Genomic DNA, 12,102 nt, shown 5'->3' on the forward strand with positions numbered 1-12,102 from the left:
TTTCGACAAGATCAAGCAGGCCATCAACGATGGGTCTCCGGTCTTGAAAGAGTTGGGGCTGGTTGCAGAAAGCACAGCAATAGAGATGATTGACAGCACGCCGCCGCAACTTGAGGCCGCCGGTCATTCGAACTTGATGCTCGAAGCCATTGTACGAGCGGTTGGCCGCCCCCCGCTGTTGATCAAAAACGGCGCAGTTGAGGGGAAAACCCAGCTAGGCGGCGATTTCGCCCCCGGTACGGATATCAAGATCACCAACATCGAGCCTATGATCCCTTCGATAGGTCGTATCGAGTTCCGCAATCACGACATGGCATGGGGTGGCACAGGCTGGATCATCGACGAAGAAGACAATGGCAGCCTGCTGATCGTTACCAACCGGCATGTGGCCAAGATCGTAGCCCGCCGGACTTTTCTGGGCGATGGCGTGTTCAAGTTCGGCCCTGGCAACATCCTTTATGGCGCGGCCATCGATTTTCTGGAGGAAGTCGGCGCCGGGGGGGACAATTCGAAGACCATTCCAATCCGCAAGTTTACCTATATTGCAGACGACATTTCGGCGGATGTAGCCTTGGCGCGGGTCGACAAACCCGACGCCGCAAGTGGTATTTCTCTCGCGCCTCTGCCGCGCGCGATCAAGGATGCCGAAGATGGCGAGATGATCGCCGTTATTGGCTATCCGGCCTCGGACTCGCGCAATAACGCCGCCCAGATGGAGCGGTATTTCAAAGGGCTCTACGACATCAAACGCTTTGCCCCCGGTTTTGCCAGCATGGCCGACAGCAGTTCCCGGCTTGGTCACGACGCCACAACGTTGGGTGGCAATTCGGGCAGTCCAGTCATCAGCCTCGACAGCGGCAAACTGGTGGGGTTGCACTTTGCCGGTCGGTTCGGCATCGGCAACAGTGCCGTTCGGGTCAGCACCCTGACCGCCCTTTTGGATCAGGGTGTAGCCGGGCAGGTTCACAGTGTCGCGGCAATCCCTGACGAGGCACCCGCTGGTCACGATCTGAACCATTTTGCGGCGCGCGGTGGATATGACCCCGATTTCCTGCAGGTGGTTCCAGTGCCCCTACCCAAGCTCAACCCTCAAATTCCGCTTAGCACACCAAGCGATGCGACACCTGAACGCCAGCACGAACTGCGCTACCAGCATTTTGGCGTGCTTTATAGTGCTGCGCTCAAGGGGCCGCTGCTGACCGCCCTGAATATCGATGGAGAACAGACCATCAGGATCAAGCGAAGGTCGACGACATGGCGCAAGGATCTGCGCATTCCAGCCAACCAGCAACTCGATGCCGAAGCCTATGGCCATGCCGATATTGACCGGGGCCACCTGATACGTCGTGCAGCAACCAATTGGGGTGATACCCGCGAAACCGCGGAACAGGCTGACGCGGACACGTTTCATTACACTGTATGCAGCCCGCAGCATCGCCTTCTTAACCGCAACTCCGAAATGTGGTTGGGACTGGAAGACTACATCCTCGATAACGTTCGCACTCACGGTTTTCGCGCGAACGTGTTCAGTGGCCCGATCATATCTGGAACCGAGCCTCTTCTGGGCAACACAGGCGCACCCGTGCCGCTGGAATTCTTCAAGGTGGTAACAATGTTGGCCGAAGCGCCCGAAGAGGGCGACATCCTGCGCCTACACGCGACGGCCTATATCCTGTCTCAGGGCCAGTTGATCCACCGGATGTTGTCCGAACGTGGACGCGTCGAAGCAGTCGAAGGGTTTGAATTCGGCGAGTTCAAAACCTTCCAGGTCCGGATCAAGGACCTGGAGCACGCTACGGGGCACGATTTCGGCCTGCTCCGCGATTTCGATCCGCTGGGCAAGGTGGGCGAGAGCGAAGCCGGAGAAAGCGTTGCAATCACCGTGTGGGATTATGAGAATATCTGCCTGTAGACAGCAGGGCTGGTCCCCTTGCCCTAACTGGCCAGAGACGGCAGATAAAGAACAATTCCCGGGAAGGCGACCAGCAAAGCGATGGTCACGGCATCCGCCACAAAGAACGGGGCCACGCCGCGGAACACATCTTGAACGCTCAGGTCGGGGCGCACGCCCGCGACTACGAAGCAGTTAAGGCCAATGGGTGGAGTGATGAGGCAAAACTCGGCCATCTTCACCACCAGAATGCCAAACCAGATCGCACACATCGGACCAGACATGCCAAACGTACTGTCCGCAGCGCTGACTGCTTCACCTCCGTTCAGCGCCATGACCGCAGGATAGACGACCGGCAGGGTCAGCAAAAGCATCCCTATGGCATCCATGAACATGCCGAGAACCGCATAAGCCAGCAGGATGCAAATCAGGATCAGCATCGGCGACATCGTCAAGCCGGTGATCCAGTCTGAAAATGCTCCCGGCAAGTCGGCAAAGCCAAGAAACCGAACATAGATCAGAACGCCCCAGATGATCGAAAAGATCATCGCTGTTAGTTTGGCGGTCTCCAGCAGCGCTGATTTCAGTTCCGTCCAGCGCATCCCATGCCAGAGCGCAAAACAGAACACTATGAAAGCGCCGATTGCACCGCCTTCGGTCGGCGTACCCCAAGCCTGATCGCCAAGCGGGTTGTAGACAAAACAGATGATGATGACGATCACAAGAACAATCGGCATCGCAGCAGGAAGCGAAGCAAAACGCTCGCGCCAGGTAAAACCGGAAACTGGTGGACCAACCGACTTGAATGCCAAGGCTATGCCGACAATCAATGTGCCATAGATGACCGCCGAGAAGGCGCCGGGGATGAATCCGGCAAGTAACAGTTTCCCGACGTCCTGCTCTACAATGATGGCGTAGATCACAAGAATGGCGGAAGGCGGAATAAGAGACGCCAAAGTACCACCCGCCGCAACGACACCCGCGGCGAACCTCTTGTTATAGCCAATCTTCAGCATCTCGGGGATCGCAATACGCGCAAACACCGCCGACGTGGCCACGGATGCGCCTGACACGGCGGCAAATCCGGCTGTGGCGAACACGGTTGAAACCGCCAATCCCCCCGGAACCCAGGCAATCCAACGTTTGGCCGCTTCGAACATCGCACGGGTCAGCCCGGCATAATAGGCCAGATACCCGATCAGGATAAAGGTAGGGATCAGGCTGAGTGTGTGTGATGCCACCTTGGAATGAGGCACCTGCCCCGCGGTTTTGACTGCGACCGTAACCGCTTTACCGAACCGGTCCGGATCGTACCCGAACTTGGCCCAGAATATCCAGATTAGTCCGACAAGCCCGGCCAGCCCTGCGGCAAAGGCCACGCGCATCCCCGTGAGGACCATGACAAGAAGAAAGCCGGTGACCCAAAGACCAATTTCGATGGTGTCCATGCTTATTCCTGCCCTTCGAACTGTTCGGCCTCGGCTGCTGCCTGCGCTGCTGCGTCCTGTATGAGCGGAACTGCAACGGGTCTATCCACACCCCGCACAAATGCGCGGCCATAGCCCCATGTCTGCAAAAGCAGTCGAAAACACAGGACTGAGAACGCTAACGGGGCGAGCAGCTTGGCTGGCCAGATTGGAATGCCGATATCGATCGAGCTATCACGGCTCCACAGCGGTGCACCCCAGTCAAAGGACCGGTCGAAATGCGCCCAACTGCCCCAAACCAGCGCCATCATCAGGATCAGGATCAGAACAACCGAAACCAATTCAAACAACCACACTGCGCGGCCATGCAGTCGCGCGATAAGGATATCCATCCGGATATGACCGCCATTTCGCTGTACGAACGAGATTCCAAGGAACGCAATTAGCGGCATCGCCTGTTCGATCCAGTCCACGTATCCGGGCAGCGGCGCATTCATCGTATTGCGTCCACCAACAGAGACGACCGCAAGAACCATCAGGCAGAACACGCCAATGCCGCTGAGCAATGCCATTAACTTTTCAAGCCGCAATAGGGCCAGATCCAAACGGCTCAGGAGGCTGTCATCCTCCAGTACCGTGGCATGTCCTGCCATCTCGTTTTCTCCTGATGGGCGATTGAAGTGACCGGGCGCAAGGGCCCGGTCGATAGAATCAGCTTCCGCCGCGCTGATCGTTTAGCGTTGACTTCACCAGATCATAGAGTTCCTGCGCCGGCAGACCCTGCGCCGACATATCGGCAATCCACTGATCCCGGATCGGGTCGGCGGCCTTGGCACGGAAGTCTGCAATCGTCTCGTCCGAGATCATCACCTTCTCGACGCCCTTTTCTTCCAGCACGCCATCCCATTTCTTGAGCAGCTCGCCATAGTTGGCCAGGTAGTGAGCAATCGCTTCATCAATCGAACTCTCAAGTGCTTCGCGGTGCTCTGGACTCAGCGCCTCGAAGGCTTCGATATTCACCACCACTGGGCAGTTGACGGTGCCTGGATTCAGATTGGCTGTCCACCAGTCGGCCTTGTTGATGGTGCCGAACGAAAGATGCGCGTGTTGGGCAAAGGCTACTGTATCGACAACTCCAGATTCCATTGCGTTATAAGCTTCGGTCGCTGGAACCGAGGTGGGCACGCCACCAACCGCTTCGAATGCCTGGCCCAGTCCACCAGTTGCGCGAACACGCATGCCGTCGAACTCCGCGAGCTCATCACGCGGATCGCCGGTTCCAACCAGGTTGTACTGTGGCATCGGCGAGGTCATGAGAATTTGCGCGTTCCACTGCGCCATCTCGTCCTTGACGGCCTGATGCCCATAGACCGCATGGCTGACCGCTACTTCCTCCTCCAGGGTGTTCACTCCGAGGAACGGCAACTCCAACACGGTAATCGCCCGGTTCTTGTCGCGGTGATAGCCGGCACAAAACTGGGCCATTTCGAAAGCCCCGATTGAAATGCCGTCGAGGTTTTCCTTCGGTTTAGACAAGCCTCCGTAACTTACATTCATCGTGAACTCGCCGCTGGTTTTTTCGCTGACCAGTTCCGCCAGTTTTTCAACATGTTCGGTAAAAGCCCGCCGTTTGCCCCAAACCGAAACGTTCCATTCGGTCGCTGCAGCTTCGGTGACAAAAGCAAGGCTCAGGGCGGCAACGGCCGCTCCGCTCAACATCTTGTTCATAATGATCTCTCCCTTGACCGCGAACCTCATGGCAGGCCGCTTGCAAGAGAAGCTAGCGCCAACATTCACGACTGCCAACCCCTGGGCTCCTGACGGCCCGTCACCCAGAATTCACGGTTCACCTGAACCGCGAGCGCAAACGGGAACAAAATGTCGCGCGACCCGTCAAGGTAATTTTCGCGCGGAAGGCCGCCATGACGCGAGAGAGGATTGAAACCAAGCCCGTGTCATTGACTCTCTATCAATTGAAAACAAAGGATTTTATGATAATTTCCTCGCCAAAAATTTACTATTTTACCGCTGTGGAAAAACTTATTTACACACAAACCATTGGATTACAGCAAGTTATTTCTTTATTTTCAGATATGACTATTATCCGTCGCAGGGTAGGAACCGGATCGACAATGCTCTCCATGCGGGCGAAAACGGTCCCGGAACATTCAGTGACAGGGAGGAGCCCAAGAATGAACGCCGCTGCTCATTCAGAAGCCAAAGTTTATCCGCCATCTGCCGAAACCGTAGCACGTGCGCACGTAAACGCGGAAAAATATGCCGAATTGTATGCCGCCTCGATCGCCGATCCAGCCGCTTTCTGGGATGAACAGGGCAAGCGTGTTGACTGGATAAAGCCATACACCCAAGTAAAGGACGTTGACTACAGCTTTGGCAAGGTCTCGATCAACTGGTACGCCGATGGCACACTGAATGTGTCTGCCAACTGTCTTGACCGTCATCTGAAATCCCGCGGCGATCAGACTGCGATCATCTGGGAGCCGGACGAGCCGACCGACGACGCCCAGCACATCACCTACGCCGAATTGCACCGCCGCACCTGCCGGATGGCCAATATTCTGGAGTCTATGGGCGTGCGTAAGGGTGACCGCGTGGTGATTTATCTGCCGATGATCCCAGAAGCCGCCTATGCAATGCTTGCTTGTGCGCGGATCGGCGCCATCCACTCCATCGTTTTCGCCGGCTTTTCCCCGGATGCGTTGGCGGCCCGTGTCAACGGCTGTGACGCCAAAGTGATTATCACAGCCGACGAGGCCCCGCGCGGTGGCCGCAAGACCCCCTTGAAATCCAACGCCGACGCCGCCCTGTTACATTGCAAGGACACCGTGAAATGCCTCGTGGTCAAGCGCACCGGCGGCCAGACGACTTGGATAGAGGGTCGTGATTTTGACTATAATGAAATGGCGCTTGAAGTAGACGACTATTGCGCGCCGGCAGAGATGAGTGCAGAGGATCCGCTGTTCATCCTGTATACGTCTGGTTCAACCGGTCAGCCCAAGGGAGTGGTACACACTACCGGCGGGTACCTCGTTTATGCGTCAATGACTCATGAAATCACCTTCGATTATCATGATGGCGATGTGTACTGGTGCACTGCCGACGTAGGCTGGGTGACTGGTCACAGCTATATCGTATACGGCCCGTTGGCCAACGGCGCGACCACGCTGATGTTCGAGGGTGTGCCAACCTACCCTGATGCATCGCGCTTTTGGCAGGTTTGTGAAAAGCACAAAGTGAATCAATTCTATACCGCGCCCACCGCGATCCGTGCCCTGATGGGCCAGGGTAACGAGTTTGTCGAGAAATGCGATTTGAGTGATCTTAAAGTCTTGGGCACAGTTGGCGAGCCGATCAATCCCGAAGCCTGGAACTGGTACAACGAGGTTGTAGGAAAGGGCAAATGCCCGATCGTCGATACATGGTGGCAGACCGAGACCGGCGGTCACCTAATGACGCCACTGCCAGGCGCACATGCGATGAAACCAGGGTCGGCAATGAAGCCATTCTTCGGCATCCAGCCTGTCGTTCTCGATCCTCAATCGGGTGTGGAAATACAGGGCAACGATGTCGAGGGCGTGCTGTGCATCAAAGACAGCTGGCCTGGTCAGATGCGCACCGTCTGGGGTGATCACGAACGCTTCCAAAAGACCTATTTTGCCGACTACAAAGGTTATTACTTCACTGGCGACGGCTGTAAGCGTGACGCCGATGGCGATTACTGGATCACCGGTCGGGTCGATGACGTGATCAACGTCTCGGGCCACCGTATGGGCACCGCCGAGGTGGAAAGCGCACTAGTGGCCCATGCCGCCGTGGCCGAGGCAGCTGTGGTGGGTTATCCGCACGAGATCAAAGGGCAAGGCATCTATTGCTATGTCACCCTGATGAATGACCGCGAACCCTCCGAGGAACTGCGAAAGGAATTGCGCCAGTGGGTCCGAACCGAGATTGGACCGATTGCCAGTCCGGACGTCATTCAATGGGCCCCGGGCCTGCCCAAGACCCGTTCGGGCAAGATCATGCGCCGTATTCTTCGAAAAATCGCAGAAAACGACTTCGGATCTCTGGGCGACACTTCGACACTTGCCGATCCTTCAGTGGTCGAAGACCTGATTCAAAATCGGGCCAGTAAGTGAGGGTGTGATGGACACGGCCGTGACAACCACTCCCGCCGTTTTGATCCTTCTCGGCCCTCCGGGCGCCGGAAAGGGAACTCAGGCGCGAATGCTGGAAGAAAGATTTGGTCTAGTGCAGCTTTCGACGGGCGATTTGCTGCGCGAGGCGGTTGCTTCCGGGACACAGGCAGGATTGGCAGCAAAGGCTGTCATGGAAGCAGGTGATCTGGTGAGCGACGAGATCGTCATCGCAATCCTGCGTGACCGTATGGCGAAACCTGACTGCGCCCAAGGCGTTATACTTGACGGGTTCCCACGCACTACTGTGCAGGCCGAGGCACTTGATGCGTTGCTTGCTGAGACCGGACAGGAGATTGGCGCAGCCATCAGCCTTGAGGTGGAGGACGCCGAAATGGTCAAGCGCATTTCCGGTCGCTACACCTGCGCCGGCTGTGGCGAAGGCTATCATGACAGTTTCAAGCAACCAGCCGAAAACGGCAAGTGCGATAAGTGCGGCGGCTCGGAGTTTAGCCGCCGCGCGGATGACAACGCAGAAACCGTCGCATCCCGACTATGCGCATATCATGAGCAGACCGCGCCCTTGATTGACTATTATGAACACAAGGGCCTTCTGAAGAAAATTGACGCCATGGGCGGGATAGACGAGATCGCCCAGGGCCTCGCAACCATCGTCAAGGGGGCGATGGACTAAGCGAGCAATACCGGGGACGGTTAACGCCACCCCTCCCCCTTGAGTATTTAACCGGATCAACCGCCTAGGCGGACCGGTAATGGTATGTCTGATCGTCTTGATACGGCGGCAGGCACGTGGAGAGGGTTTGTCCGCTCAGCGGGCAGCCTTGGAGGAAGCAAGGAGGAACCGCCATGGCGGATCGTACTACAAACTCCGTACAGACGGCCGAAGCCGACAAGAGTTATTGGCAAGCCAATGTGCGGATCATCATCGTCAGCCTCATCATATGGGCGCTGGTATCCTTTGGGTTTGGCATTCTGCTGCGCCCGATGCTATCGGGAATCACCGTAGGTGGAACCGATCTGGGCTTCTGGTTCGCCCAGCAAGGTTCGATCCTGGTCTTTTTGGCCCTGATCTTTTTCTACGCCTGGCGGATGAACCGGCTCGACCGCGAATACGGCGTCGAAGAGGAGTAAGCCGCCATGGATCAGTTTACCATAAACTTGCTGTTTGTGGGCGCGTCCTTTGCGCTTTACATCGGCATCGCAATCTGGGCCCGCGCTGGTTCCACATCAGAATTCTATGCCGCCGGTCGCGGTGTACACCCGGTCACTAACGGTATGGCGACAGCAGCCGACTGGATGTCGGCGGCCTCGTTCATTTCAATGGCAGGCCTCATTGCCTTTACCGGATACGATAACAGCTCGTTCCTGATGGGCTGGACCGGTGGTTACGTGCTGCTGGCCTTGCTTCTTGCTCCCTATCTTCGCAAGTTCGGCAAGTTTACTGTGTCGGAATTCATCGGCGACCGTTTCTACAGCCCCACTGCGCGCATCGTGGCGGTAATCTGCTTGATCGTCGCATCGGTGACTTACGTGATCGGTCAGATGACTGGTGTCGGTGTGGCCTTTGGTCGTTTCCTTGAGGTCAGCAATACCACCGGTCTGTTGATCGGCGCCTGTGTGGTCTTTGCTTATGCCGTGTTCGGGGGCATGAAGGGTGTGACCTATACCCAGGTCGCCCAATACTGCGTTCTGATCACCGCCTACACCATTCCGGCGATCTTTATCTCGCTGCAACTGACCGGCAATCCTATCCCGGCCCTTGGCCTGTTCGGCGACACTGCGGGCGGAGAGCCGCTTCTTACCAAACTTGACGCAATCGTGAGCGAACTCGGTTTTGCCGAATATACCGCTCATCATGCCGACACCTTCAACATGGTGCTCTTCACCCTGTCTCTGATGATCGGTACTGCAGGTTTGCCACACGTCATCATGCGGTTCTTTACCGTGCCAAAAGTGGCCGACGCACGCTGGTCGGCAGGTTGGGCGCTGGTCTTTATCGCGTTGCTTTATCTGACCGCCCCGGCTGTTGGCGCCATGGCCCGTCTGAATATCACTGATATGATGTGGCCCAACGGTACCAACGGCGAAGCCGTCTCGGTCGAGCAGATCGAGAACGACGCTCGCTATGACTGGATGGCAACCTGGCAGAAAACCGGCCTACTTGGCTGGGAAGACAAGAATGGTGACGGCAGGATCCAGTATTACAACGATGCTTCCGAAGCCATGCAAGCAAAGGCAGCCGAAAAAGGCTGGGTCGGCAACGAGTTGACCAACTTCAACCGCGACATCCTGGTTCTGGCGAACCCAGAGATTGCCAACCTGCCAGGTTGGGTGATCGGTCTGGTTGCCGCTGGTGGTCTGGCCGCCGCATTGTCGACAGCCGCAGGTCTGCTGTTGGCTATCTCTTCGGCTGTCAGCCACGATTTGATCAAAGGTTCGATCAACCCGTCGATCTCGGAAAAAGGCGAACTGCTGGCTGCGCGGATTGCCATGGCCGTCGCCATCGTCGTTGCCACCTATCTGGGTCTGAACCCGCCGGGCTTTGCCGCGCAAACGGTTGCTCTGGCCTTCGGACTGGCTGCCGCCTCGATCTTCCCGGCGCTGATGATGGGGATCTTCTCGACCCGCATCAACAACACCGGCGCTGTCGCAGGCATGCTGGCAGGCCTGATCGTGACCCTGGTTTATATCTTCCTGCACAAGGGCTGGCTGTTCATTCCGGACACCAACTCTTTCACCGATGCCGACCCGCTGCTGGGTACGGTCAAGTCGACCTCGTTCGGCGCCATCGGTGCGGCTGTCAACTTTGCCGTGGCCTATGTGGTCGCCGGCATGACCAAAGATACCCCGCAGGAGATCAAAGACCTGGTCGAAAGCGTGCGCATTCCGCGTGGTGCGGGTGCTGCGCAGGATCACTGAGGTGTCGGGCCTCTGGACTGGTTCCCTCCCGTATGAGGCCTGCCCTCTTTGACCCGATGGTCCCGCCCGATTATTCCGGGCGGGACCTTTCCGTTTCATTTCAAGGTTGCCCTAATGCCTTTGTCACCAGAACAGATCATCAGGTTTCTGAAATCGGTACACCCCTATGACGCGCTACCGACCGACGTGCTGGTGACAATCGCAACACGGGTAGACGCATGGGAGGTCGAAACCGATTTCGCCGTTTACGACCTTGGCGAGACGTTGCCGGGGTTGTTCATTGTCTACGAAGGTCAGATCGAAATCAGTGATGAGAATGGTGTCGTCGTCTCTCACCTCGGCATGCGTAATTCTTTCGGGGAACGCGGGCTTTTGCGCGATGGCAAGGCAGTTACCAGCGCCCGCGCGGACACACATTCCGTTCTGCTGTTGCTACCGCCGAACCTGTTTCATGATCTGATTGCCCAACACGAAGTATTTGCCAAGTTCTTCAACCGCGCGCGAAGCCCGAAACCGCAACAAGACAGTCTGGCAACAAGTTCGGTTGATACTTTGATGGCGAGAAATCCCGCCACCTGCCCACCCGAGACACCCGTTCAAGACGCAGCGCTTATAATGCGCGACAGGGGAATTTCCTCGATTTGCATCACCGAGAAAGAAACCCTGAAAGGCATAGTAACGGTACGGGACCTGTCCGGGAAGGTCGTGGCAGAAGCGCTGCCCGCCTCTACACCCATTTCTCAGGTCATGACTCCACACCCTTTGACTCTGTCACCAAGCGACATCGGCTCGGATGTGCTGCACGCAATGATGGAAAGGCATATCGGACATATTCCGATCACTGAGAGTGGTCGATTGGTGGGTATGGTCACCCAAACCGATCTAACCCGTTTCCAGGCGGTCAGTTCTGCGGAGCTGGTCAGTGCCATCTCACGGGCGACCAACGCAGAGGAAATGGCGAAAGTCACCGCCGAAATTCCGCGCCTGCTGGTACAACTTGTGGCAGGCGGCAACCGGCACGAAGTTGTCACGCGCCTGATCACGGATATCGCCGATACCGCCACGCGCCGTCTGCTAAGCCTGGCCGAGGAAAAGTTCGGCCCGCCGCCGGTGCCATATCTGTGGCTAGCGTGCGGTTCACAAGGTCGGCAAGAACAAACCGGGGTGTCAGATCAGGACAACTGCATTATGCTGGATGATGCCGCCACAGACGCAGACATGCCCTATTTCAAGGCGCTGGCGGAATTCGTGTCTGGTGGCCTTAATATCTGTGGCTATTTTTTCTGCCCCGGCGACATGATGGCAACGAACCCGCGCTGGTGTCAGCCTGTGCGCGTGTGGAAAGACTACTTCGCCGGCTGGATCGCCAAACCCAACCCCGAGGCGCAAATGCTGGCGTCTGTCATGTTCGATCTGCGCCCTATCGGCGGTACATTCGATCTGTTTTCCGACCTGCAGACTGACACCCTGAAAGCGGCCAGCCGAAATTCGATCTTCGTGGCCCATATGATCGCGAATTCACTGAAACACACACCGCCGCTGGGTCTGTTGCGCGGTTTTGCTACTATCAGGTCGGGTGAGCACCGCAACACGCTCGACCTCAAACACAATGGGGTTGTGCCCGTGGTGGACCTTGGGCGGGTCTATGCGTTGCAGGGAAAGTTGACTGAGGTGAATACTCGTGCGCGAC

At 56.9% G+C, this 12,102-nt stretch carries 9 protein-coding genes; 6 read left to right on the plus strand and 3 right to left on the minus strand.

Annotated features, from left to right (window positions below; genetic code table 11):
- Positions 1 to 1,912 (plus strand): DNA/RNA non-specific endonuclease (locus tag AC2FLX_RS20820; RefSeq protein ID WP_496875525.1); only part of this gene is annotated, 1,912 nt, incomplete at its 5' end.
- A 23-nt stretch (positions 1,913 to 1,935) separates the two neighbouring features.
- On the opposite strand, the gene AC2FLX_RS20825 is transcribed toward AC2FLX_RS20820, so the two are convergent.
- Genes AC2FLX_RS20825 through dctP form a run of 3 tightly spaced genes read right to left on the minus strand, consistent with a single transcriptional unit; the run spans position 1,936 to position 5,046 of the window.
- Positions 1,936 to 3,339, minus strand: coding sequence for a TRAP transporter large permease (locus AC2FLX_RS20825; protein WP_480749927.1), 1,404 nt, complete (start codon positions 3,337 to 3,339; stop codon positions 1,936 to 1,938).
- A 2-nt stretch (positions 3,340 to 3,341) separates the two neighbouring features.
- Positions 3,342 to 3,971, minus strand: coding sequence for a TRAP transporter small permease (locus tag AC2FLX_RS20830; RefSeq protein WP_496810562.1), 630 nt, complete (start codon positions 3,969 to 3,971; stop codon positions 3,342 to 3,344).
- A 58-nt stretch (positions 3,972 to 4,029) separates the two neighbouring features.
- Positions 4,030 to 5,046, minus strand: coding sequence for a TRAP transporter substrate-binding protein DctP (gene dctP / locus AC2FLX_RS20835; RefSeq protein WP_496875526.1), 1,017 nt, complete (start codon positions 5,044 to 5,046; stop codon positions 4,030 to 4,032).
- A 464-nt stretch (positions 5,047 to 5,510) separates the two neighbouring features.
- Between dctP and acs the strand changes: the two genes are divergently transcribed.
- The 5 genes from acs to AC2FLX_RS20860 form a co-directional block, all read left to right on the plus strand.
- The gene (gene acs / locus AC2FLX_RS20840; protein ID WP_496810866.1) at positions 5,511 to 7,475 is read left to right on the plus strand and encodes an acetate--CoA ligase; all 1,965 of its coding nucleotides are present in this window, start codon (positions 5,511 to 5,513) and stop codon (positions 7,473 to 7,475) included.
- Between the two features lie 7 nt (positions 7,476 to 7,482).
- Positions 7,483 to 8,166, plus strand: coding sequence for an adenylate kinase (locus AC2FLX_RS20845; protein ID WP_480749923.1), 684 nt, complete (start codon positions 7,483 to 7,485; stop codon positions 8,164 to 8,166).
- A 173-nt stretch (positions 8,167 to 8,339) separates the two neighbouring features.
- Positions 8,340 to 8,624: a DUF4212 domain-containing protein gene (locus AC2FLX_RS20850; protein WP_480749922.1), complete on the plus strand. Its 285-nt coding sequence runs from the start codon at positions 8,340 to 8,342 to the stop codon at positions 8,622 to 8,624.
- Between the two features lie 6 nt (positions 8,625 to 8,630).
- Positions 8,631 to 10,412, plus strand: coding sequence for a sodium:solute symporter family protein (locus tag AC2FLX_RS20855; protein WP_480749921.1), 1,782 nt, complete (start codon positions 8,631 to 8,633; stop codon positions 10,410 to 10,412).
- Between the two features lie 114 nt (positions 10,413 to 10,526).
- Positions 10,527 to 12,102: DUF294 nucleotidyltransferase-like domain-containing protein (locus AC2FLX_RS20860; RefSeq protein WP_496875527.1), on the plus strand; the 1,576-nt coding region annotated here is incomplete at its 3' end.

The organism is Ruegeria sp. YKSF57 (genome assembly GCF_059612585.1).